This is a genomic window from Streptomyces sp. NPDC056222, from assembly GCF_042264065.1.
Classification (GTDB): domain Bacteria; phylum Actinomycetota; class Actinomycetes; order Streptomycetales; family Streptomycetaceae; genus Streptomyces.
In genome coordinates, this window is the sequence record NZ_JBHJTL010000012.1 from 36,826 (window position 1) to 60,789 (window position 23,964).

The 23,964-nt window shown below is 70.4% G+C and carries 23 protein-coding genes; 21 read left to right on the plus strand and 2 right to left on the minus strand.

Annotated elements, in window-relative coordinates:
* Window positions 1-19 precede the first annotated feature (19 nt).
* Window positions 20-559: a MarR family winged helix-turn-helix transcriptional regulator gene (locus tag ACFC0D_RS08590; protein ID WP_376432523.1), complete on the minus strand. Its 540-nt coding sequence runs from the start codon at window positions 557-559 to the stop codon at window positions 20-22.
* Window positions 560-657: 98 nt separating this feature from the next.
* A complete protein-coding gene (locus ACFC0D_RS08595; protein ID WP_376432525.1) occupies window positions 658-2,022 on the minus strand; it encodes an MFS transporter in 1,365 nt (454 codons plus the stop codon).
* Between the two features lie 293 nt (window positions 2,023-2,315).
* Here ACFC0D_RS08595 and ACFC0D_RS08600 point away from each other — a divergent pair, with 293 nt between their 5' ends.
* From ACFC0D_RS08600 to ACFC0D_RS08700, 21 genes are all read left to right on the plus strand, one after another.
* The gene (locus ACFC0D_RS08600; protein ID WP_376432527.1) at window positions 2,316-3,800 is read left to right on the plus strand and encodes an aldehyde dehydrogenase; all 1,485 of its coding nucleotides are present in this window, start codon (window positions 2,316-2,318) and stop codon (window positions 3,798-3,800) included.
* A gap of 30 nt (window positions 3,801-3,830) precedes the next feature.
* The gene (locus ACFC0D_RS08605) at window positions 3,831-4,775 is read left to right on the plus strand and encodes a VOC family protein (protein WP_376432529.1); all 945 of its coding nucleotides are present in this window, start codon (window positions 3,831-3,833) and stop codon (window positions 4,773-4,775) included.
* On the plus strand, window positions 4,772-5,569 hold the full coding sequence (locus tag ACFC0D_RS08610; RefSeq protein WP_376432531.1) for an aspartate dehydrogenase domain-containing protein: 798 nt from the start codon (window positions 4,772-4,774) through the stop codon (window positions 5,567-5,569). The genes ACFC0D_RS08605 and ACFC0D_RS08610 overlap by 4 nt, the downstream gene beginning before the upstream one ends.
* A complete protein-coding gene (locus ACFC0D_RS08615; protein ID WP_376432533.1) occupies window positions 5,566-6,372 on the plus strand; it encodes an alpha/beta fold hydrolase in 807 nt (268 codons plus the stop codon). The genes ACFC0D_RS08610 and ACFC0D_RS08615 overlap by 4 nt, the downstream gene beginning before the upstream one ends.
* A 12-nt stretch (window positions 6,373-6,384) precedes the next feature.
* A complete protein-coding gene (locus tag ACFC0D_RS08620) occupies window positions 6,385-6,906 on the plus strand; it encodes a cupin domain-containing protein (protein ID WP_376432535.1) in 522 nt (173 codons plus the stop codon).
* Window positions 6,899-7,654, plus strand: coding sequence for an SDR family oxidoreductase (locus tag ACFC0D_RS08625; protein ID WP_376432537.1), 756 nt, complete (start codon window positions 6,899-6,901; stop codon window positions 7,652-7,654). Before ACFC0D_RS08620 ends, ACFC0D_RS08625 begins: the two co-directional genes overlap by 8 nt.
* Window positions 7,655-7,673: 19 nt before the next feature.
* The gene (locus ACFC0D_RS08630) at window positions 7,674-8,462 is read left to right on the plus strand and encodes an SDR family oxidoreductase (RefSeq protein ID WP_376432539.1); all 789 of its coding nucleotides are present in this window, start codon (window positions 7,674-7,676) and stop codon (window positions 8,460-8,462) included.
* A gap of 9 nt (window positions 8,463-8,471) precedes the next feature.
* The gene (locus ACFC0D_RS08635; protein WP_376432541.1) at window positions 8,472-10,106 is read left to right on the plus strand and encodes a thiamine pyrophosphate-binding protein; all 1,635 of its coding nucleotides are present in this window, start codon (window positions 8,472-8,474) and stop codon (window positions 10,104-10,106) included.
* 43 nt (window positions 10,107-10,149) lie between these two features.
* Window positions 10,150-11,085: a PDR/VanB family oxidoreductase gene (locus ACFC0D_RS08640; RefSeq protein ID WP_376432543.1), complete on the plus strand. Its 936-nt coding sequence runs from the start codon at window positions 10,150-10,152 to the stop codon at window positions 11,083-11,085.
* Window positions 11,086-11,114: 29 nt separating this feature from the next.
* Entirely contained in the window at window positions 11,115-11,339 is a 225-nt protein-coding gene (locus ACFC0D_RS08645) for a recombinase-like helix-turn-helix domain-containing protein (RefSeq protein ID WP_376432545.1), read from the plus strand.
* A 1-nt stretch (window position 11,340) separates the two neighbouring features.
* Window positions 11,341-12,357: a Rieske 2Fe-2S domain-containing protein gene (locus tag ACFC0D_RS08650; RefSeq protein WP_376432547.1), complete on the plus strand. Its 1,017-nt coding sequence runs from the start codon at window positions 11,341-11,343 to the stop codon at window positions 12,355-12,357.
* A 236-nt stretch (window positions 12,358-12,593) separates the two neighbouring features.
* Window positions 12,594-14,063, plus strand: coding sequence for an aldehyde dehydrogenase family protein (locus ACFC0D_RS08655; RefSeq protein WP_376432549.1), 1,470 nt, complete (start codon window positions 12,594-12,596; stop codon window positions 14,061-14,063).
* A complete protein-coding gene (locus ACFC0D_RS08660; RefSeq protein WP_376432551.1) occupies window positions 14,060-15,607 on the plus strand; it encodes an APC family permease in 1,548 nt (515 codons plus the stop codon). The genes ACFC0D_RS08655 and ACFC0D_RS08660 overlap by 4 nt, the downstream gene beginning before the upstream one ends.
* 47 nt (window positions 15,608-15,654) lie before the next feature.
* Window positions 15,655-17,217 (plus strand): GMC family oxidoreductase, encoded by a 1,563-nt coding sequence (locus ACFC0D_RS08665; protein ID WP_376432553.1) that lies wholly within the window; start codon window positions 15,655-15,657, stop codon window positions 17,215-17,217.
* Between the two features lie 121 nt (window positions 17,218-17,338).
* Window positions 17,339-18,325: an ATP-binding cassette domain-containing protein gene (locus tag ACFC0D_RS08670; protein WP_376432555.1), complete on the plus strand. Its 987-nt coding sequence runs from the start codon at window positions 17,339-17,341 to the stop codon at window positions 18,323-18,325.
* Window positions 18,322-19,137 carry an ABC transporter permease gene (locus tag ACFC0D_RS08675; protein ID WP_376432557.1) on the plus strand — a complete coding sequence of 272 codons (816 nt, stop codon included), beginning with the start codon at window positions 18,322-18,324 and terminating at the stop codon, window positions 19,135-19,137. The genes ACFC0D_RS08670 and ACFC0D_RS08675 overlap by 4 nt, the downstream gene beginning before the upstream one ends.
* 137 nt (window positions 19,138-19,274) lie before the next feature.
* Window positions 19,275-20,120 (plus strand): HipA family kinase, encoded by an 846-nt coding sequence (locus ACFC0D_RS08680; RefSeq protein ID WP_376432559.1) that lies wholly within the window; start codon window positions 19,275-19,277, stop codon window positions 20,118-20,120.
* Entirely contained in the window at window positions 20,117-20,500 is a 384-nt protein-coding gene (locus ACFC0D_RS08685) for a DUF3037 domain-containing protein (protein WP_376432561.1), read from the plus strand. The genes ACFC0D_RS08680 and ACFC0D_RS08685 overlap by 4 nt, the downstream gene beginning before the upstream one ends.
* Before the next feature lie 167 nt (window positions 20,501-20,667).
* On the plus strand, window positions 20,668-21,429 hold the full coding sequence (gene fabG / locus ACFC0D_RS08690; protein WP_376432564.1) for a 3-oxoacyl-ACP reductase FabG: 762 nt from the start codon (window positions 20,668-20,670) through the stop codon (window positions 21,427-21,429).
* 28 nt (window positions 21,430-21,457) lie between these two features.
* Window positions 21,458-22,225 (plus strand): SDR family oxidoreductase, encoded by a 768-nt coding sequence (locus ACFC0D_RS08695; protein ID WP_376432566.1) that lies wholly within the window; start codon window positions 21,458-21,460, stop codon window positions 22,223-22,225.
* 148 nt (window positions 22,226-22,373) lie between these two features.
* The gene (locus ACFC0D_RS08700) at window positions 22,374-23,951 is read left to right on the plus strand and encodes an ABC transporter substrate-binding protein (protein ID WP_376432568.1); all 1,578 of its coding nucleotides are present in this window, start codon (window positions 22,374-22,376) and stop codon (window positions 23,949-23,951) included.
* Window positions 23,952-23,964: the final 13 nt, after the last annotated feature.

Sequence of the window (23,964 nt, forward strand, 5' to 3'; positions counted from 1 at the left end):
CACGGGACGGAAGCGTCCCTCAGGCCGTCGTGTCTGTGGGCTCCTCGTCGGAGCCGATGATCGACTCCTCCAGCTTGCGCAGCAGTCGTGCGAGCTGGCGGCGTTCGGAGGGTGAGAGTCCGCCGAGCATTCGGCGCTCGTTGTCGAGATGCTCGGCGAACACGGTGTCCACCGTGGCGAGGCCCTTGTCGGTGAGGCGGGAGTAGACGACCCGGCGGTCGTCGGCGTCCCGTTCGCGGACGATGAGGCCGTCCTTCTCCAGGCGGTCGATGCGCAGGGTCACCCCGGCCGAGGACACCAGACCGGAGTCGGCGAGCTGCCCCGCGGTCAGCCGGTGCGGGTGCCCCGCCCGGCGCAGTGCGGTGAGGACGTCGAAGCCGGCCACGGACAGGCCGTGACGCTCGATCGACGCCGTGAGCCGGGTGCTGTAGCGCAGGAAGGAGCGGTGGAGGCGGGCGAGCACCTCCAGCGGGCTGGTGTCCAGCTCCGGCCTCTCCCGCGCCCAGTCCTCGATCACCCGCGCGACGGCGTCACGGTCCGACGGCTTCGATACAGCCATGCTCTTCCCCTCGTCCGGCGTCGTCCCGCGCCTTCACCTCAGCGCTGAGAATCTTAGCGCTGAGGTGAAAGTGTGCGGGAGCCGCTCTGCCGGTCGCCTCAGGCGTTGAGCTCCTCCAGCGTCCGTCCCTTGGTCTCGACGGCGAAGCAGGCGATGGCCGCGCCCACCGCGGCCACCACCGCGAGCTGCAGGAAGACGAGGGTCAGGCTGCCGCCCGCTCCGATGATCGCGCCGACGGTCACGGGGCCGAGGATGACGCCGAGCCGGTTCCACACGCCACCGAACGCGGCGCCCCTGGCGCGGTTGGAGGTGGGGTACAGCTCGGGCGAGTACAGGTAGAGCCCCGCGTTGACCGCGTAGAGGAAGAAGGTCGTGCAGGAGGCGAAGACCGCCACCTGGCCGCCCGAGGTCGCGCCGGCCAGGGCGAGCACACCCAGCGAGAGCACGGTACCGACGAGCGCGCCCATCAGGGCGGGCCTGCGGCCGATGCGGTCGATCAGGAGCGCGACGATGAGGGTGCCGAGCAGGCCGGTCACATTGCTGAGCAGGGTGTAGACGAGCGCGGTGGTCAGGTCCAGGCCGAACGTCTTCGTGTAGAGCGAGGGCAGCCAGGTGGAGATGCCGTGGTTGACGTAGTAGGCGACGAACCAGAGCCCCGAGAGGACCACCGTGCGTCGGAGGTAGCGTCCCCGGAACAGGTCGCCGAGCCGGCCGTGAGACGTCTCGTCGGTCAGGTTCGCGGCGGGAGCGGGCAGCGCCTCGGCGGTGGAACGGGCCACCTCCGCCTCGATGCGCGCGATGACCTCCTCCGCCTCCTGGGTGCGTCCGCGGGCCAGCAGCCAGCGCGGGGACTCGGCGACCTGGCGGGGGAGCGCGGCGGCGAGCAGCACCGGGATGGTGCCGATGAGGAACATCGCGCGCCAGCCGAACTGGGGGACCACCCATACGGCCACCAGCGTGGCCGCCGCGAGTCCGGCGGGGAAGATCATCTCGTACAGCAGGACGAACCTGCCCCGCTTGTCGGAGCGGGCGATCTCGTTGATGTAGGTCGCGGCGACGGGCACGACTCCGCCGATGCCGAGTCCCTGGACGAACCGGAACAGCGAGAACGTCTCGATGCTGCCGGAGAAGGCGACGGCGAGGCTGGCGAGGCCGGTGATACCGACGCCCAGGGCGACGGTGCGGACACGGCCGATCCGGTCGCCCAGCCAGCCGGCCGCGAGGGCGCCGAGCAGCATCCCGATGGAGGCGGAGGTCACCGCGAGGGTGGCCTGCCCGGTGGTCAGGTGCCACTCCTTCATCAGCACGGGCAGCGCGGACGCCGCCAGCAGCTGGTCGAACGCCTCGAAGAAGGTGACGGCGCCGATCAAGAACCGGACCTTGACGTGCCACCGGGAGTGCGGAAGTCGTTCAAGTCGCGCGGCTATCGAGCCGATGGCCTGCTTGCCGGCCACAGTCGTCATGGAGGGGGTCCTTCCGCGGGCAGGGGAGTTGCCGAGACAGTAGGGGGCCATATCTAAGCGGTCAATGGTTAAGTGCCTAGAGATTTCTGTCTCGCAGGCCCGGTAGCCATCATCGGCGCCGTGAAGGCCGTGCTCAAGGCCGATTCGGCAACGATCTCGACTCGGGGGCTTGTCGAGAAATAGTTAAGCGCTTAGATTTCTAGTGCTTCAGCGATTCCGGCCACGGGATCGCGCCGGACTCCGTCCGTGCCCGGAGCCAACTCCCCTTCCGCTGCCCGCCCGGAGGTCCACCCGTGCCGCTCCTTCCCACCGACATCCTGATCGCGGGCCAGTGGCGACGCGGTGCGGGCGAGCCCGTCGACACCGTCGATCCGGCGACCGGACAGGTGCTCGCCACCGTGCACTCCGCCTCCGCCGCCGAGGTCGCCGAAGCCGCCGAAGCCGCGGCGGAAGCGGTGGCGGACCCCGCCTGGCGGGACATGCTCGCCCACGAGCGCGCCCGGCTGCTGCATCGGATCGCCGAGCTGACCGAAGAGGCGGCGCCTGAGCTCGCCGCCGTGCAGACCGCCGACACCGGCAAGACGCTCACCGAGACCCGGGCCCTGGCGCTCAGTGCGGCGGGCACCTTCCGGTACATGGCCGCCGCACTGGAGACGGCCGAGGACGCGGTCACGCCGTCCCGCGGCCCGTACGTCACCATGAGCGTGTACGAGCCGATCGGAGTGGTCGGCGCGATCAACCCGTGGAACTCCCCGGTCGCGAGCGACGCGCAGAAGATCGCCCCCGCGCTCGCCGCCGGCAACGCCGTCCTCCTCAAGCCCGCCGCCTGGACCCCCCTGGTCTCCCTCGCCCTCGGGCGGCTGATCACCCGGGCACTCGACGAGTTCGGCCTGCCCACCGCACTCCTTTCGGTGCTGCCCGGCAGCGGGAGGACCGTGGGCGACGCCCTCGTACGCCACCCCCTCGTCGCCCGGATCGGCTTCACCGGAGGCACCGAGACCGGCCGGTCCATCGCCGCGATCGCCGGTGAGAAGCTCGTCCCCGCCTCACTGGAACTGGGCGGCAAGTCGCCGACCGTCGTGCGCGCCGACGCCGACATCGAGCAGGCCCTGGCCGGAGTGCTGTTCGGGATCTTCTCGTCCAGCGGCCAGTCCTGCATCGCCGGCTCGCGGCTCTTCGTGGCACGAGAGATCTACGACACCTTCGTCGGCGAGCTCGTCGAGCGGGTACGCAAGCTGCGCGTCGGCCCCGGCACCGATCCGGCCACCCAGGTCGGCCCCCTGGTGCACCACCGCCACCGTGACTCCGTCGCCGCCTACGTCGACCTCGCCCGCTCCGAAGGGGCGCGCGTGCTGTGCGGCGGCTCGGTACCCCTGGGGGAGCGGTACAAGGACGGCGCGTACTACCTCCCGACCGTCCTGGACGGCCTCGCCAACACCTCCCGCACGTGCCAGGAGGAGATCTTCGGCCCGGTCCTCGTCGCCCTGCCCTACGACGACGAGGACGACCTGGTCCGCCAGGCCAACGACTCCGTCTACGGACTGGCCTGCGGCATCTGGACCCGTGACCTGCGCGCCGCCTGGCGGATCGCCCGCCGGATCGAGGCCGGCACCGTCTGGATCAACACGTACAAGCAGTTCAGCGCCTCCACACCGTTCAGCGGATGGAAGGACAGCGGCCTCGGCACGGAGAAGGGCCGGGACGCGATCCGCGCCTACCAGCGACAGAAGTCCCTGTACTGGGGCACCTCCGACCTTCCCCTGCCCTGGGCCAACTGACCCGGCACGCCCGCCCGTCTGGAGAGACTCATGCACCACACACCGCCAGGTCCGATCGCCCGGCTCCGCTCGCTGCGCTCCGTCGAGCTGTACACCCCGGCCTTCACCGAGGCCGCCGGCTTCTACGAGGACGTCTGGGGCCTCGAAACCGTGGAGTCCGACACCGGAACACGCTGGCTGCGCGGCACGAGCGACGAACACCACGTCCTCCAGCTGACCGAGTGCGAGCGCGTCGGCCTCGGCCGGATCTCCTTCGCCGTCGGAACCCCTGCCGAGGTGGACGAGGCGGCCCGGCGCCTGGAGGCGCGCTCCCTCGTCCCCGTCTTCGGCCCCGGACTGCTGGATCAGGCGGGCGGCGGATACGGGCTGCGGTTCACCGACCCCGAAGGGCGCCTCATCGAGATCAGCGCCAACGTCGAGGCGGTCGTCCCGCGCGGACGGGACGGCGCCGTGCCCGTCGGGGTCACCCACGCCGTGCTGAACACCGTCGACATCGACGCCGCCGTCGCCTTCTATTGCGATGTGCTGGGCCTGCGCGTCTCCGACTGGTCCGAGCACCAGATGGCGTTCCTGCGCTGCAACGCCGACCACCACTGCATCGCGTTCAACCAGGCCGAGTGGACCTCGCTCAACCACGTGGCGTACGAGATGAGCTCGGTCGACCACTTCATGCGCGGCCTCGGCCGGCTCCGCCACCACGGCATCACCCCCCAGTGGGGACCCGGCCGCCACGGTCCCGGGAACAACACCTTCTCCTACTTCACCGACCCCTCCGGACTGGTCTGCGAGTACACCTCCGAGGTCGCCCAGATCGTCGAGGACGCGTGGATCGCCCGCGTCTGGCGGCGGGTCCCCGACCTGTCCGACCTGTGGGGGACGGCGGGTCCGCCGTCGAAGGAGATCCGCTGCCACATGGCGGGCGCGCCGGACCCCGGCCCGCTCGCCCCCGTCGACGCCCAGGAGGTCACCGTATGAGCACCGTACGCAAGGTCGGCATCGTCGGCTGGGGTGCGATCGGCCGGATCGTCGGCACCGCGCTCGCCGCGGGCGACGTGAGCGGCGCAGAGCTCGAGTGCGTCGTCGACAACCGCCCGCTCGGCGAGGCCTCCCCGGCCCCGCAGGTCCCCTTCGAGGAGGCGCTGGACCGCTGCGACCTGATCGTCGAGGCGGCGGGCCAGGGAGTCGTACGGGAGTGGGGTGAGCGGGTGCTGGCCTCCGGCACCGACCTGCTGATCGCCTCGACCGGGGCGCTGACCGACGACGAGCTGGCGAAGCGACTGCTCGCCGCGGGCCCGGGCCGGGTGTACTTCACCGGCGGTGCCGTCGGCGGTCTCGACCTGCTTCAGGCGGCCCGCTTCCTGGGGCCCCTGACCGAGGTCCGGCTCACCACCACGAAGCTGCCCTCGACCCTCGAACAGCCGTGGATGGACGAGGAGTTGCTCGGCCGGATGCGGACGGCGACCGGCCCGGTCGAGGTCATGACCGGAACGGCCCGCGAGGTTCCGGTCAAGTTCCCCAAGTCGACGAACGTGGCCGCCTCGGTCGCGCTGGCCGTCGGCGACCTGGACGCTGTGCGGGTCCGGGTCGTCGCCGATCCAGCGGCGCACCACACCCGCCACCTCGTCGAGGCGGCCGGCGCGCACGGGACGTACCGCTTCGAGGTCGCGCACCTGCCTGACCCGGGCAACCCGGCGACCAGCCAGGTGGTGCCGTACGCGGTACTGCGCAGCCTCGCCGCGCTCGCCGGACGGACGGGACAGATCCTGTGAGCGTCGACGTCCTCGCCGCCGCCTCCACGGACGTCCACGTCGAGGAGGCCGGTGACCACGGTCCCCTGCTCCTGTGCCTGCACGGCATCGGCTCCTCGTCGGCCGCCTTCGCCCCGCAGCTCGCGGAACTCTCCGCGTACGCACGGGTCGTCGCCTGGGACGCCCCCGGCTACGCCTCGTCGCCCGACCCCGAAGTCACCCTCACCCTCGACGACTTCGCGGACGTGGCGGCAGGACTGATCCGCGAGCGCGGCGGGAGCGCCCATGTGCTCGGCGTCTCCTGGGGCGGCGTGATCGCCCTGCGGCTCGCCTCCCGCCACCCGGATCTGGTCGCCTCGCTGATCGTCGCCGACTCCAGCCCCGGCTCGGGCACGGACGAGAAGAAGGCGGCGGCCATGCGGGCCCGCGCCACCGAGCTGGCCGAACTCGGCCCGCGCGCCTTCGCCGCGGCCCGCGGACCACGCCTGGTGTCACCCGGAGCCCCGGCCGAACTGGTCCGGCGGGTCGTCGACACCATGGCGGCCTCGGTGCGCCTGCCGGGCTACGCGTACGCCGCCGAGTCCATGGCATCGGCCGACCTCCGCGCCGAACTGCCCTCGATCGCCGCGCCCTCGCTCGTCCTCTGCGGCGACCAGGACCAGGTCACCGGCGTCGAGGCGAGCCAGGCCATCGCCGGTGCCCTCCACAAGACCGCCTTCGTGATCGTCAAGGACGCCGGTCACCTGGCCAATCAGGAGCAGCCCGGGCGCTTCAACGCCTGGATCCTCTCCCACCTCCGTATCACCGCACGCATCCCCGAATAGGAGTTGTCTCCCATGCCTCTGACCACCACCGAGTACGACAACGGCGGCGACCTCGCCGCCTACACCGACGCGCTCATCGCCACCAGGGCCTCCCGGGTGGCCGACTTCGACACCCTGTCCTTCCAGGAGAAGGCCGGCTCGCAGTTCCGCCGGGGCCAGATCCGCTACGTCGGCTCGGGTGCCACCGGCAACCACGAGAACGACAGCCGGATCATCCCGTCCGGTGGGTTCACCTTCTCCAACATGCTGCTTCCGCCCGGCGCCGAGGGCCCGGCCCACACCCACCACGACGTCGAAGAGGCCTTCTTCGTCCTCGAGGGCGAGGTCAAGGTCGGCATCCACCGAGGCCCCGACGAGGTCGAGTACCGGACGCTCGGATACCGCGACATGATCGTCGTCCCGGCCGGCGTGACCCGTTCCCTGAAGAACGAGGGGGACACCGACGCCCTCTTCTGCGTCGTCATCGGCACGCAGAAGCCGCAGGTGCCGACGTACCCGGAGTACTCGCCGATGCACGGCGTCACCCGTGGCTGACCTGCCCCCGGCCGACGTACGCACCGTCGTCGTCACCGGAGCGGGCCGTGGCCTGGGACTGGCCATGGCCCGCCGGGCGGGCGAGGACGGCTTCCGAGTCGTCGTCGCCGAAGTGGAGCGGGAACGGGGCGAACACGCGGCCGCGGAGCTGTGCGCGGAGGGCATCGACGCCCGCTTCGTACGCTGCGACGTCGCCGACCCGGACTCGGTGGCCGCGCTGGCGGCCTCCGTGCGGGAGATCGGCCCGCTGTACGGCCTGGTCAACAACGCCGCGCTCGCCAACGGCGTGGGCGGCAAGGAGTTCCAGGACATCGACATCGAGGTGTGGGACCGGCTGATGACGGTCAACGCCCGCGGCCCCTGGCTGGTCTCCAAGGCCCTGTACCCGCTCCTCGCGACGCCGGGCCGGATCGTCAACATCGCCTCGGACGCCGCGCTCTACGGCTCCCCGCGCCTCGCCCACTACATCGCCTCCAAGGGAGCCGTCATCGCCCTCACCCGGGCCATGGCGCGCGAACTCGGCGACAAGGGGGTCACCGTCAACGCGGTCGCCCCCGGCCTCACCGAGTGCGAGGCGACCGAGACCGTGCCCGCCGAGCGGCACGACCTCTACCGCATGAACCGCGCCGTCTCCCGTCCGCAGCAGCCCGACGACCTCACCGGGATCGTCTCCTACCTGCTCGGCGAGGAGTCCCGCTATCTGACCGGACAGGTGATCGCCGTCAACGGCGGCTTCACCATGAACTGAAGCGCAGGAGAAACCCGCTATGGATCTGGGCCTCGCCGACCGCACCATCGTGGTCACCGGCGGCAGCTCGGGCGTCGGCCTGGCCACGGTCCGCGCCCTGCTCGACGAGGGCGCCCGCGTCGCCACCTGCGGCCGTGACGCCGACCGTCTCGCCAAGGCGGCTGTTCGGCTCGGTGCCGGGCGCGACCGCCTGTTCACGGGCGTGTGCGACGTACGGGACGCCGACGCCGTGGACCGCTTCGTGCGCAGCGCCGCCGACGCGTTCGGCGGCGTCGACGGACTCGTCAACAACGCAGGACAGTCCCGCATGAAGGGGCTCGACGACTCGACGGCCGAGGACTGGCGCGACGAACTGGAGCTCAAGTTCGCCGGGGTGCTGAACCCGCTGAGCGCCGCGCACCCGTACCTCGCCCGCTCCGAAGCGGCGAGCATCGTCAACATCAACGCGGTGCTCGCCAAGCAGCCCGAGCCCCGCCTGATCACCACCAGCGCCGCCCGCGCCGGCATCCTCAACCTCTCCAAGTCCCTGTCGGTCGAACTGGCCGGCGACGGCATCCGGGTCAACTCCGTGTGCCTGGGACTCATCGACACCGGCCAGTGGACCCGCCGCCACGCCGCGGCCGCCACCGGCACGAGCTACGAGGACTGGCAGGCGGAACTCGCCGCCGACCGAGGCGTCGCCCTCGGCCGGCTCGGCCGGGCGGAAGAGGTCGCGTACGCGGTCGTCACCCTGCTCTCGCCCCGCGCCTCGTACATCACCGGCACCAGCATCGACGTGTGCGGCGGCGTCGGCCGCTCCATCCTCTGAGGAGACACCATGCGTTACGACAACGGAGGCGATCTCCTCGTCGCCGTCCTGCGCGAACTGGGCATCGACACCGTCTTCGGCATCGTCAGCGTGCACAACCTGCCGCTCGTCGAGGCCGTCGACCGCGAACTGCGCTTCGTTCCCGTACGCCACGAGGCATCCGCCGTGAACGCCGCCGACGCCTACGGACGGGCCCGCGGCTCCATCGGCTGCGCCCTGACCTCCACCGGAACCGGCGCCGGAAACGCCGCCGGATCGCTCATCGAGTCGCTGAGCGCCGGCAGCTCCGTGCTGCACGTCACCGGCCAGGTGGAGAGCGAATTCCTGGGCAGCGGACGGGGGTTCATCCACGAGACCAAGGACCAGCTCGGCATGTTGACCGCCGTGTCGGCCCACGCCGCGACGGTGCCGGACACCGAGAGGGCGGGCCACATCCTGCGCGAGGCCGCCCGGGCCGCGCTCGGCGGGTCCGGCGGAACCGGCGGGCCGGCGAGCGTGGAATGGCCCATCGACCTCCAGTACGCGCCCCAGACCGACGGCCTCGCCGTTCCCGGCCACCCGGCCGCGCCCGCCCCCACGGACGGTGAACTGGCCGCCGCCGGCGAGCTGCTGGCCTCCGCCCGACGCCCGCTCGTCTGGGCCGGCGGCGGCGCGACAGCGGCCCGCCCCGAACTCGCCCGCCTCCTGGAGGCGACCGGAGCGGGGCTGCTCACCTCCAACTCCGGGCGCGGCACGGTGCCCGAGGACCACGAACAGGTCATCGGCAACTTCGCCACCACTCCCGCCGTGCGGGCCCTGCTCGCCGACGCGGACGTGCTGGTCACCGTCGGCACCCACTTCCGCTCCAACGAGACCGCCGACTACACGCTGGACCTGCCCGCCGCGCACATACAGATCGACATCGACGCGGCGGCGCTCGGCCGGGTCTACCCGGTCGCGCACCCCCTGCACGGCGATGCCGCGCCCACCCTGGCGGCCCTGACCGGGTACGCCGCACCCGCCGAGGACGGCTGGCGGGAACGCGTCCGCGCCGTACGCGCCGACGTCCGGGCCACGCTCCACGACAACATCGGCCCGCAGGCCGCGATATGCGACGCCATCCGCGCCGCGCTGCCGCGCGAGGCGGTCGTCGCCCGCGACGTGACCATCCCGTCCAGCAGCTGGGGCAACCGCCTGCTGGAGATGTACGACCCGCGGGACAACGTCTTCCCGCGCGGTGGCGGCATCGGCCAGGGCCTCGGCATGGGGATCGGCGCGGCGCTCGCCCGGCCCGACGCGCCCACCGTCGTCCTCGCCGGTGACGGCGGACTCGCGGTGCACCTGGGCGAACTGCTCACCCTCGCCCAGGAGCGGCCCCGGCTCACCCTGATCGTCTTCAACGACGGCGGGTACGGCGTGCTGCGCAACATGCAGGACCGCCACAGCGAGCGACGCTCCGGCGTCGACCTGGTGACACCCGACTTCGAACTGCTCGCCCGCGCCTGCGGCCTGCCGTACCTGCGGATCGCCGCCGAGGAGCACGCGGCGCCGGTCATCACCGAGGCCGTCTCCTCGGACGGGCCGACGCTCGTCGAGGTCGACCTCGCGGCCCTGGGCCCGATGAAGAACCCGTTCACCCCACCCGTGAGGATCCCGGGCCGGTAATCCGGTCCCGTACTGCCTATCGCCGGTAAGGAGGCACCAGGCCATGAGCGAGAACCCGCTGCAGCTGATCGTCCACCGCATGACATGGGAGGCCGAGGGCGTACTGTCCGTCGAGCTCGCCCACCCCGACGGCAAACCCCTGCCCGCCTGGACGCCCGGCGCCCATATCGACGTGCACGTCGGGGGCCAGATCCGCCAGTACAGCCTGTGCGGCGACCCGCACGACCAGGGTGCGTACCGGATCGGTGTCCTCAACGAGCCTTCCTCGCGCGGTGGTTCGCGCCACGTGCACACGAAGCTGCGCCCCGGCCAGTCCGTCACGGTCTCCGAACCGCGCAACCACTTCGCCCTGGAGGACGCCGGCTCGTACGTCTTCGTCGCCGGCGGCATCGGGATCACCCCCCTCCTCGCGATGGCCCGCGAGGCCGCCCGTCGGGGCGCCGAGTGGCGCCTGGTCTACGGCGGACGGAGTCGGGCCTCGATGGCCTTCACCTCCGAACTCGCGCTGCTCGGCGGCGATGTGACGCTCGTCCCGCAGGACGAGCTGGGCCACATCGACCTGGACGCGGTGCTCACCGGGCTGCCCGACGGGGCGCTCGTGTACTCGTGCGGACCCGAACCCCTCCTCGCGGCCGTGGAGGAACGAGCCCCGGAAGGCCGACTGCGACTGGAGCGGTTTGCCGCGCCCACCGTGGAACGCTTCGAAGGAGACGAGGAGTTCGAGGTCGAGTGCCGCACCTCGGGCCTGACGCTCCGGGTCGGCGCCGACACATCGATCCTCGACGCCGCGGAGAGCGCCGGGATCGGCGTGAACAGCTCCTGCCGCGACGGCATCTGCGGGTCCTGCGAGACCCGGGTGCTCGACGGCACGCCCGACCACCGCGACTTCCTGCTCAGCGAGGCGGAGCAGACCGCCGGCGCCACCATGATGATCTGCGTCTCGCGGTGCGCCTCCGGCCGGCTCGTCCTCGATCTGTGACCCTTCCCCCCGCCTTCTCAGGAGAGAACGTGACCGACACCTGGCCCTACCTGGACGTCCACCAGTCCCGTACGCACGAGCCCACGCCGTACGAGTACAAGCTCGCCGCCACCCTCGAAGAGGTCTTCACCCAGGAGGGCCACGAGCTGGCCGACGTGGTGCGCGGGCTCAACGCCCGCAAGGTGCACACCGCCGACGGCACGCCGTGGACCGAGGAGTCCTTCCGCGCCGAGATGAACCGACTGGGAGCCTGACATGACGCTGTCGTCCACCGCCACCGCGGACCGCATCTACGCCACCGGTCTGCGCAACCAGTGGCATCCCGTCGTCCCCTCGCACTTCGTCGCCCCCGGCGCGATGCGCAAGGTGACCGCGCTCGGCGAGCAGTGGCTGCTGTTCCGCCGCTCCGACGGAACGCTCTCCATGCTCGCCGACCGCTGCCCGCACCGCGGAGCGCCCCTGTCGCTGGGCAAGCACCTCGGCGACCGGGTGGCCTGCTGGTACCACGGCGTCGAGGTCGGCTCCGACGGCACGGTGACCTCGGTGCCCGGTCTGCCCGGCTGCAACCTGGAGGGCAAGAAGCTGGTCACCTCCTTGCCCGTGCGCGAGGTCGGCGGCGCGATCCTCGCCTATTTCGGCGACGAGGAGCACCCCGAGCCGGCGGAGCTCACGCTCCCCGAGCCGCTGACGGACCCGGCGGTGGACGCGTTCCTCTGCTACGCCGAGTGGGACGTGCCGTGGCGCTACGCCGTGGAGAACCTGCTCGACCCCATGCACGGCGCCTTCCTCCACCACGAGTCGCACACCATGTTCGCCGGCGACACGACCGCCAAGTTCCGCATCCGGGAGACCGAGCGCGGCTACTTCTTCGAGAAGACCGACCAGCGGGGCGTCAACTTCGACTGGGTCGAGCTGTGCCGTACGGGCGTCGACTGGGTCGACCTGTCCATCCCGTACCCGCCGTCGGCCGGCCCGGGCGGACCGTTCGGGATCGTGGGCATGGTCTGCCCCGTCGACGAGCAGCGCTCCGGTGTCTTCTTCTGGCGCTACCGCCGTGTCGAGGACTGGCAGCGCGCGTCCTGGCGCTTCCTGTACAAGACGCTGATCGAGAAGCGGCACTGGGAGGTCCTGGAACAGGACCGCGTGATGCTGGAGGCGATGCCCGCCGACGCCGACCAGCGGGAGAACCTGTACCAGCACGATCTGGGCGTGGTGCGGCTGCGCAGGCTCTACCGCGCGGAGGCCGAGGCTCAGGCGCCGTCCGGCACCTGAGCCGCCGGTCGCTCGGCTCTCACCCGCCCGGATGAGTCGTTCGGCGTCCGGTTGCGATTCCCGATCGCCCGGAAGAGCCGTCGAACCGAGGCTGGGACACGGGGCCCGGGCCCGGACGGAGCTGTCGCGATCCTCGGCCGCCCCGGGCCTTCGTTCTGCGGGGTCGGCCAAGGCTGCCTAGTGTCATGGGGTGGAGCACACGGACAGTGCCCGGCCCATCGACCCGGAGGTGCGCGATGCCGGAGCTGTTTATCGGAGGCACGTGGGCAGCCGCTGCCGACGGCCGCACGCGGGAGATCCGCTGCCCGGCGGACGGCACCCTGGTCGCCACCGTGGACGAGGGCGGTCCCAAGGACGCGGCGGCGGCCGTCGCCGCCGCCCGCGAGGCGTTCGACAGCGGGCCGTGGCCCGCCACGCCCGCCGCCGAGCGCGGACGGCTGCTGGTGCGCGTCGCCGATCTGCTGGAACGTGACAAGGCGACCTTCGCCCGTGCCGAGTCCCTGGACACCGGCAAGCGGCTCGTCGAGTCCGAGTACGACATGGACGACATCGCGGCCTGCTTCCGCTACTTCGGCAATCTCACCGCGTCGGGCGGCGCCGACCGGATCGTCGCCACCGGCAACCCGGAGGCGGACAGCCGGGTGGTGCACGAACCGGTCGGGGTGTGCGCACTGATCACTCCATGGAACTATCCGCTGCTGCAGACCGCGTGGAAGGTCGCACCGGCCCTCGGGGCCGGCAACACGTTCGTACTGAAGCCGAGCGAACTGACCCCGCACACCGCGATCCTGCTGATGCGGCTGCTGACCGAGGCGGGGCTGCCACCAGGGGTCGGAAACCTGATCCTGGGAACGGGCGCCGAGGCCGGCGCGCCGCTCACCGAGGATCCCCGCGTGGATCTGGTGTCGTTCACCGGCGGCCTGGCCACCGGCCGCCGGATCATGGCGGCGGCAGCGCCCACGGTGAAGAAGGTCGCCCTGGAACTCGGCGGCAAGAACCCGAACATCGTCTTCGCGGACGCGGACTTCGAGGCGGCTGTCGACTACGCGGTGATGGCCGTCTTCCTGCACTCCGGGCAGGTCTGCTCGGCAGGTGCCCGGCTCCTCGTGGAGGACTCGCTGCACGACGCCTTCGTCGACGAGATCGTGGCCCGCGCGCGGGCCATCCCGATGGGCGGGCCATTCGACGAGAACGCGCGGACGGGGCCGCTGATCTCGGCAGCGCACCGCGACAAGGTGGAGGCGTACGTGGCCGCGGGCCTCGCCGAGGGCGCGGTGCTGCGCTGCGGTGGGGCGCGGCCGACGGACCCGGAACTCGCCGACGGCTACTACTATCCGCCGACCGTGCTGGACGACTGCACGCCCGGGATGTCGGTCGTACGTGACGAGTCGTTCGGCCCGGTGCTCACGGTCGAGCGGTTCGCCGACGAGGCCGAGGCCCTCGCCGTCGCCAACGACACCGTGTACGGCCTCGCGGGTGCGGTCTGGTCGCAGGACACCGGCCGTGCGCACCGGGTCGCGTCCCGGCTCCGCGCGGGCACCGTGTGGATCAACGACTTCCACCCGTACGTACCGCAGGCGGAGTGGGGCGGCATGAAGCAGTCCGGCTTCGGCCGTGAACTGGGGCCGGCGGGACTCGCCGAATACCAGGAGACCAAACACATCTGGCGCAACCTCGCTCCCAAGCCGCAGAGGTGGTTCGAGTGACCGCACAGCCGACCGGCCAGGATCGGCCCCAGGCCGGCGACGGCGTCCCGCACGACGACGACTCGTTGACCGAACTCGGCTACCGGCCCGAACTGAAGCGCACGCTGGGCAACTTCCACACCTTCGCCGCGGGGATCAGCTACATCTCGATCCTGACCGGCACCTTCCAGCTGTTCTACTTCGGAATCGCCTTCGGCGGCCCGGCGTACTGGTGGTCGTGGCCGATGGTGTTCGTGGGCCAGCTGATGGTGGCACTGTGCTTCTGCGAACTGGCGGCGCGGTATCCGGTCGCGGGCTCGGTCTACAACTGGGCGAAGAAGATGGGCGGCCCGCACGTGGGCTGGCTCGGCGGCTGGATGATGATGACGGCCACCATGGTGACCCTGTCGGCCGTGGCCCTCGCGTACCAGATCACGCTGCCGCAGATCGACCCCTGGTTCCAGTTCGTCGGGGACGGCAGCGGCGAGAACGACGCCGCGGCCAACGCGGTCCTGCTCGGCTCGGTGCTGATCCTCTTCTCAACGCTGGTCAACGCGTTCGGCGTACAGCTGATGGCACGGATCAACTCGGCGGGTGTCTTCATCGAGCTGATCGCCGCCGTGGCCCTGATCATCTGCTTCGCCGCGCACATCACCCGTGGCCCCGGCACGGTGCTCACCGACACGTGGGGCCTGGGAGCCGGGGACCCGCTCGGCTACTTCGGGGCGTTCCTGACGGCCTCACTCGCGTCGGCGTACGTGATGTACGGCTTCGACACGGCCTCCTCGCTCGGCGAGGAGTCTCACAACCCGAGCCGCAACGCGCCGCGCGCGATTCTGCGGGCGCTCATCGCGTCCTTCGTCATCGGTGGCCTCATCCTGCTGTTCGCGCTGATGGCGGTGCCCGACCTGCAGTCGAAGGAGTTGGCCACCGGCGGCCTGCAGTACGTGGTGCTGGAGACGCTGGGGTCGACGATCGGTGAGATCTTCCTGTGGTGCGTGGTCGTGGCGATCACGGTGTGCGTGCTGGCCGTCCAGGCCGCGGGCATCCGGCTGATGTTCGCGATGGCACGGGACAACAACCTGCCGGCCGGATCGGCACTCGCCAAGGTGAGCCCGCGCTTCCGGACCCCGGTGATTCCCGCCGTCGTGATCGGTGTGGTGGGTGTCGTCATCCTGGTCGTCAATATCAACCAGCCGCAGATCTTCTCGGTGATCACCAGCATCGCGATCATCATGATCTACGTTGCCTACCTGATGGTCACCACCCCGATGCTGATCCAGCGGCTGCGCGGGAAATGGCACCCCCGCGAGGGAGCGTTCTCGCTCGGCCGCCTCGGACTGCCGATCAACATCCTGGCGGTGCTGTGGGGCGCCGCCATGTCCCTGAACCTGGCCTGGCCCCGAGCCGAGGTCTACAACGCGACCGGGGCCCAGCACTGGTACCTGCGCTGGGGTGCGTTCCTGTTCGTCGGCATCGTGGCGCTCGGCGGCTTCGCCTACTACTGGTTCGTACAGCGGCACCGTACGGGCGTGCTGGCCGAACACCGCGCCGACGCCCCCTGATCCACGCCCCTTCCCCCGCCACGGGGACATCCCGTACTGGAGAGACCATGCCCGCACAGCCCTCTGGGGCCGAGTTCGACTACGTGGTGGTCGGCGGCGGCACCGCCGGGGCCGTCGTCGCGGCCCGCCTGTCGGAGGATCCCGGTGTCAGCGTCTGCCTGCTGGAGGCGGGCCCCTCCGACGAGGGCGACGAGAACATCCTGCGGCTGGACCGGTGGATGGCGCTGCTGGAGTCCGGTTACGACTGGGACTATCCGGTGGAGCCGCAGGAGAACGGCAACAGCTTCATGCGCCACGCCCGTGCCAAGGTGCTCGGCGGCTGCTCGTCGCACAACTCGTGCATCGCCTTCTGGGCGCCGGCCGAGGACCTCGACGAGTGGGGTGCGATGGGGTGCTCGGGCTGGAGCGCGGCCGACTGCTTCCCGCTGTACCAGCGGCTGGAGACCAACGACGGCCCCGGCGACCACCACGGCCGCTCCGGCCCCGTGACGATCCGCTCGGTGCCGCCCCGGGACCCGTGCGGCCGGGCGCTGTTGGAGGCCTGTGCGGCGAGCGACATCCCGACGGTGCCGTTCAACTCCGGCCGCACGGTGGTGCGCGGAGCGAACTGGTTCCAGATCAACTGCCGCGAGGACGGGACCCGTTCCTCCGCATCGGTGTCGTATCTGCATCCCGTGATGGGCAAGCGGCCCCATCTGGAGGTACGCACCGGGGTGCAGGCGAGGCGGCTGCTCTTCGACGGCGCGCGCTGCTCGGGCGTGGAGTACCTGCAGCCGGACGCCGTGCATGTCGACTCCGTACGGGCGCGGCGCGAGGTGATCGTCTCCTGTGGGGCGATCGACTCGCCGAAGCTGCTGATGCTGTCGGGCATCGGACCCGCCGCCCATCTGCGCGACAACGGCGTGGACGTACACGTGGATTCCCCCGGCGTCGGCTCGCACCTCCAGGACCATCCCGAGGGGGTGATCATGTGGGAGGCGAAGCAGCCCATGGTCACCTCGTCCACGCAGTGGTGGGAGATCGGGATCTTCACGGACACCGAACCGGGTCTCGACCGGCCGGACCTGATGTTCCACTACGGTTCGGTCCCGTTCGACATGAACACCTACCGCCGCGGCTATCCGACCACCGACAACGCCTTCTGCCTCACGCCGAACGTCACCCGTGCCCGCTCCGAGGGCACGGTCCGGCTGCGCAGCCGTGACTTCCGGGACAAGCCGAAGGTCGATCCGCGCTACTTCACCCACGAGCACGACATCCGGGTGATGATCCACGGACTGCGGCTCGCGCGGGAGATCGCGGCGCAGGCGCCGCTCGCCGACTGGAAGGGTGCGGAGCTGGCGCCCGGACCGGACGCCACGACCGACGAGGAGCTTTTCTCCTACATCCGCGAGACGCACAACACGGTCTACCACCCGGCGGGCACGGTACGGATGGGTGCCGAGAGCGACCCCTCCTCGCCCCTCGACCCGCAGCTGCGGGTCAAAGGGGTGCAGGGGCTACGGGTGGCGGACGCCTCGGTCATGCCGTTCCTGCCCGCGGTCAATCCGTGCATCACCACGATGATGATCGGCGAGAAGTGTTCGGACATGATCCGGGCCGGACAGTGACCGCGCCCCGGAGCCGATGATGCTCCCTCCCACCAGGCCCCCGGCGGCCTCCTCAGCCGGTGACTGTCAGAGGCGTCGGGCACAGTGGAAGAGGTGATTCCTCGACGAGCGGGGTGAACTCATGCCACACGCGATACGGGCGGAAGGTCTCACGAAGAGGTTCAAGGGGACCGCCGCGCTCAAGGGCATCGATCTCGAGGTCCCGGCAGGCACCGTCCTGGGCCTACTGGGACCCAACGGTGCCGGCAAGACCACGGCGGTCCGGATCTTCGCCACGCTGCTGCTTCCCGACGGGGGCCATGCCGAGGTCGGCGGGTACGAGGTGGTGAGCCAGGCCCGCCAGGTGCGGTCCCTGATCGGTCTCACCTCCCAGTTCTCCGCGGTGGACGACAACATGACCGGCACCGAGAACCTGGTGATGATCGCCCGCCTGCTCGACATGTCGCGCCCCGACGCACGGGCGCGGTCCGCCGAACTGATGCAGCGCTTCCACCTGGAAGAGGCCGCGGGGCGCGCCGTGAAGACGTACTCGGGCGGGATGAGGCGGCGCCTGGACCTGGCGGCGAGCCTGGTGGGGCGGCCCCGCATCCTGTTCCTCGACGAACCGACCACCGGGCTCGATCCCCACAGCCGTGGCGAGGTCTGGGGGATGCTGCGCGATCTGGTGTCCGAAGGCATGACCACGCTGCTGACCACGCAGTATCTGGACGAGGCCGACCGTCTCTCCGACAGCATCGTCGTTGTCGACCAGGGCAGCGTGATCGCCGAGGGCACCCCAGATGAGCTGAAGTCGCAGGTGGGAGGGCAGGTGCTGAACGTGCAGCCTGTTTCCACGGCCGATCTGGCAAAGGTCCGCGCGCTCGTGGCGGAGGAGGCCGGCCCCCAGACCGCGATCGAGGACCATCGCGTCACCGCCCCCGTCACCAGCGAGGCGCTCATGCCCCGCGTCGTGCGCCGCCTCGATCAGGCGGGAATATCCGTGGGAGAGCTCACCCTGCGCCGCTCCTCCCTGGACGAGGTGTTCCTGGCCCTGACCGGTCACAAGGCACAGGCGAACGACCCGGCGACGTCCGACGACGACTACGCGTCCACAGGGGGCCCGTCATGACCGGTATGGAGCTCACGGGGACGACCGCCCGCGGAGGGAACCGCGTCCACGTGGGTGCGGCGCTGCGGCAGACGGCCACGATGGCCTGGCGGAGCCTGATCTCGGTGAAGCACAACCCGCTGGAGCTCGTCGACTACAGCATCACGCCGATCATGTTCGTCTTCCTCTTCACCTTTGTCTTCGGCGGGCAGATGGCCGGCTCTCCGCAGGACTACCTGCAGTACGCGCTGGCCGGGATCATCGTGCAGAACACCCTGTTCATGAGCATGTACACCGCGATGTCGCTCAACGCCGACCTGACGAAGGGCGTGTTCGACCGCCTTCGCAGCCTCCCCATCGCCCGGGCGGCGCCGCTGTACGGACGCATCGCCGCCGACCTGGCGAAGCAGCTCTGGGCGATGCTGTTGATGATCGGCCTCGGCACCCTGCTCGGGTTCACGCTCACCGGAAGCGCCCTCGGCTTCCTCGGCGCGACGCTCCTTCTCCTGACCTTCGCCGCCGCCGTCTCCTGGACCGCCGTCCTGATCGGGATGCTGGCGGGCGACGCCGAGAAGGTGCAGGTGTTCGCCTTCACGATCATCTTCCCTGTCACCTTCACGAGCAGCGCCTTCGTCCGGGTCGAGACGATGCCGGGGTGGCTCCAGGCGTGGGTCGAGGTCAATCCGGTCACGCACCTGGCCGACGCGTTCCGAGGGCTTCTGCTGGGCACGCCGGTCGGCTCGTCCGTCATGTGGTCACTGGTCTGGGCCGCGGGCATCACAGCCGTCTTCATGCCGCTCGCCATGCGCGTCTACAACTCCCGCAGCCGCTGACGCCGCCTTCGCCGGCCACTACGCGCACTTCATGCCGGAGGCCGGAACGAAGGGGCGCGCCATGCTTGATCCACTGCCGAGGAGTCAGGGTGACCAGCAGCCCGGTCGAGACTCCCCAGGCCATATAGCCTGGCGAAATGCTTACAGAAGTGACAGCGACCCGCTATGTCACCCCTCTGCGTGAGGGCGGGTCGCTCCCGGGCATCGTCGAGGCCGACGATCTCGGTACGTACGTCATGAAGTTCACCGGCGCCGGGCAGGGGCGCAAGACACTCGTCGCCGAGGTGATCTGCGGGCAGCTCGCCCGCCGGCTCGGGCTGCGTGTGCCCGAGCTCGTCGCCATCGGGCTCGACCCCGTCATCGGGCTCTCCGAGCCCGACCAGGAGGTCCAGGAGCTGCTGAAGGCGAGTGGCGGGCTCAACCTCGGGATGGACTACCTTCCCGGCTCGCTGGGCTTCGACCCGCTGGCGTACGAGGTGGACCCGAAGGAGGCGGGGAAGGTCGTCTGGTTCGACGCGGTGATCAACAACGTCGACCGGTCCTGGCGCAACCCGAACATGCTGGTCTGGCACGGCGACCTGTGGCTGATCGACCACGGCGCCACGATGATCTGGCACCACAACTGGCGGGGCGCCCAGGCCTCCGCCGCGAAGCCGTACGACGCCTCCGACCACGCCCTCGCGCCCTTCTCGCCGGACGTCGCCGCCGCGGCGGCGGAGCTGGCACCCCTGGTGACACGGGAGCTGCTCGAGGAGGTCGCCGCCGACGTCCCCGACGAGTGGCTGGTGGACGAGCCCGGTTTCGAGAGCACCGACGCGCTGCGCGCCGCATACGTGGAGGCGCTGCTGCCGCGCGCCGCGACCATCCACGAACGGATCACCCTCGGCCCGCGGGTCGAGCGCGGGCCGGCGCAGCCGCCCGGCTGGCTCGCCGAACGTCTCGCCCCCCGGCCGCACTCCGCCCAGAAGGACCGCACCACGTGACCGACCGCGATGTCTTCGAGTACGCGCTGCTGCGCGTCGTGCCACGCGTCGAGCGCGGCGAGTTCTTCAACGCGGGCGTGGTGGTCTACTGCCGGGCGAAATCCTTCGTCGCCGCCCGCATCCACCTCGACGAGGCCAAGCTCAGGGTGCTCGACCCCGGCGCCGACGTGACCGGCGTCCGGGCCGCGCTGCACGCGGTCGAGGGGGTCTGCCGGGGCGGCGAGGACGCCGGGCAGGCTGCCCGTGACGACGCGGGCCGGCGCTTCCGGTGGCTGATCGCACCCCGCTCCACGGTGGTCCAGCCGGGCCCGGTGCACACCGGACTGACCGCCGATCCGGAGGGCGAGGTCGAAAGACTGCTCGATCTGCTGGTGCGCTGAGCGCCGTCGATGTGGCGCGGAGTGACGCTGTGCACCCGGTGGGCCGTTGACACCGGGTGCCAGGGCTTCTAGCGTCTCGTCTGCGGAAGGTACTAAGCGGTCGCTCATGTGTGGGACGCACCGTGCGGGCCGCATCCATGGATGATCCAAGGGCGAGGAGAACCAGCATGTCGACCACCGAGCAGCGCGTAGCCGTCGTCACCGGCGCGGCGCGGGGCATTGGCGCCGCGACCGCGGTACGGCTGGCCGCGGAGGGCCGCGCCGTCGCCGTACTCGACCTCGACGAGGCGGCCTGCAAGGACACCGTCGAGAAGATCAAGGCCGCCGGTGGCACCGCCATCGCCGTCGGCTGCGACGTCTCCGACAGCGCTCAGGTGGAGGCCGCCGTCGCGCGCGTCGCCACCGAGCTCGGCGCCCCGACGATCCTCGTCAACAACGCCGGCGTGCTCCGCGACAACCTGCTGTTCAAGATGAGCGAGTCCGACTGGGACATGGTCATGAACGTGCACCTCAAGGGCGCGTTCCTGATGGCCAAGGCGTGCCAGAAGCACATGGTGGACGCGGGCTTCGGCCGGATCGTCTCGCTCTCCTCGTCCTCCGCGCTCGGCAACCGCGGCCAGGCGAACTACTCGGCCGTCAAGGCCGGTCTGCAGGGCTTCACCAAGACCCTCGCCAAGGAACTCGGCAAGTTCAACATCACCGCCAACGCCGTCGCCCCGGGCTTCATCGTCACCGAGATGACCGCGCAGACCGCCGAGCGTGTCGGCATGGGCTTCGAGGACTTCCAGGCCGCGGCCGCCTCCATGATCCCGGTGCAGCGGGTCGGCAAGCCCGAGGACATCGCCAACGCCATCGCCTTCTTCACGGGTGACGACGCCGGCTTCGTCTCCGGTCAGGTCCTGTACGTGGCCGGCGGCCCGCTCAACTGACGCTTCGAGCGGGAAGAAGGAGACGTACATGAGCACGAAGGAACTGCCCGAGCTTTCCGGCAAGGTCGCTCTGGTCACCGGCGCCAGCCGGGGCATCGGCTACGGCGTCGCCGAGGCGCTGGTCGCCCGCGGCGACCGTGTGTGCATCACCGGCCGGGGCGAGGAGGCCCTCAAGGAGGCCGTCGAGCGCCTCGGAGCCGACCGGGTCATCGCGGTGCCCGGCAAGGCCCACGACGAGGCCCACCAGGCCGCTGCCGTCGATGCCACGATGGAGGCGTTCGGCCGGGTCGACTTCCTGGTGAACAACGCCGGGACGAACCCGGTCTTCGGACCGATCGCCGAGCTGGACCTGAACGTCGCCCGTAAGGTCTACGAGACGAATGTGATCTCGGCCCTGGGGTTCGCCCAGCTGACCTGGCGCGCCTGGCAGAAGGATCATGGCGGCGCGATCGTGAACATCGCCTCGATCGCCGGCATCTCCGCCTCGCCGTTCATCGGCGCGTACGGGATGAGCAAGGCGGCCATGGTCAATCTGACCCTCCAGCTGGCGCACGAATTCGCGCCGGTCGTGCGGGTCAACGCGATCGCCCCGGCCGTTGTCAAGACCAAGTTCGCCCAGGCCCTCTACGAGGGTCGGGAGGCCGAGGCGGCGGCCGCGTACCCGCTCGGCCGGCTGGGAGTCCCGGAGGACATCGGTGGCGCCGCCGCGTTCCTCACCTCCGACCAGTCGGACTGGATCACCGGCCAGACGCTGGTGGTCGACGGGGGTCTTTTCCTCAACTCCGGCGTCGAGTGACCGATATCCGGACACTTTCCTGAATTCCTGACCGGTTTGACCCCGGTTAATCGTTGAATGCCTCAAGTGCCCCGTCAGGGTCGAACATTGACCTGGCGGGGCGCTGCGGTATGGTCGGCCGACCCATGGCTGAACGAGGAGCGTGCACGTGTTCAACCGGACCAGTCTGCAGGCCGCTGCAGCCCTTGCGTCCATATCCCTGGTATCCGGATGCAGCCTGTTTTCGGACGGTGAATCCACCGGGGAGCAGAGAATCGTCGTCGGCACGACGAGTTCTCCCACCACGCTTGATCCGGCAGCCGCTTGGGACAATTCCTGGGAGCTGTACCGAAATGTCTTCCAGACGCTGGTGAGTTTTCCCACCGGCAGTACGACCCCGCAGTCCGATGCCGCCGACTGCAAATTCTCCGACACCGCCAGCCGGATCTTCGAGTGCAAGCTCGTCGACGGCCTGACGTTCTCGAACGGGCACAAACTGGACGCCAAGGCTGTCCAGTACTCCATCGAGCGCATCCGCACGATCAACGCCGACGGTGGCCCCAACGGGATGCTCGGCTCGCTCGACAAGATCGAGACCGTGGACGACCGTACGGTCGTCTTCAAGCTGAACAAGCCCGACGCGACCTTCCCCTTCGTTCTCGCGACGCCGGCCATGTCCCTGGTGGACCCGGCCGAGTACCCCGCCGACAAGCTCCGTGAGGACGGGAAGCTCACCGGCTCCGGTCCTTACGTCCTCGACGAATACGTCGAGGGCGACAAGGCCGAGCTGACCAAGAACCCCGCCTACAAGGGGTTCGCGGACCGCAAGAACGGCGGCGTGACCATTCGGTACTTCAAGGAGTCCGAGGCCATGGTCACCGCGCTGCGGAAGGAGGAGATCGACGCCACCTACCGGGGTCTCACCGCCGAGGAGGTCGTCGAACTCCAGGAGGACACCCCGGCGAACGAGAAGCTCCAGCTCGTGGAGTCGACCGGCGCCGACATCCGCTACCTCGTCTTCAACGCGCGGGACGCCTCGGTCGCCAAGGAGCCGGTCCGCAAGGCGATCGCCCAGATCGTCGACCGCGAGGAACTGGTCGACAAGGCGTACAAGGGCACGGCCGAGCCGCTGTACTCCATGGTCCCCAAGGGCATCGCCGGGCACACCACGGAGTTCTTCGACGCCTTCGGCGAGCCCAGCGTCACGAAGGCCAAGTCGATCCTGCGCAAGGCCGGGATCACCAAGCCGGTCGAGCTGACCTTCTGGTACACCACCGACCGGTACGGCTCCGGCACCGCGCTCGAGTTCGCCGAGCTCAAGCGGCAGCTGGACTCGTCTGGGCTCTTCAAGGTGACCCTGCGCAGCAAGCCGTGGAAGGAGTTCGCGGCCGACTACCAGAAGGGCGAGTACCCGGTCTTCGGTCGCGGCTGGTTCCCCGACTTCCCGGACGCGGACAACTTCATCGCCCCGTTCGTCGGCAAGCAGAACGCGCTGGGAACGCCGTACGTGAGCCCCCGCATCACCGACGAGATCCTGCCGAAGTCGCGGCGCGAGAGCGACCGCGGCGCCGCCGCCGAGGAGTTCAAGGAGGCGCAGGAGATCATGGTGGACGACGTCCGGCTCCTCCCGCTGTGGCAGGGCAAGCTCTACATCGCGGCCGGTGAGGACATCGCGGGCGGCGAGCGCGCGCTCGACCCGCAGACCGTCATGCAGATGTGGGAACTCAGCCGCAGGACCAGCTGGTAGCGGCATTGTCAGT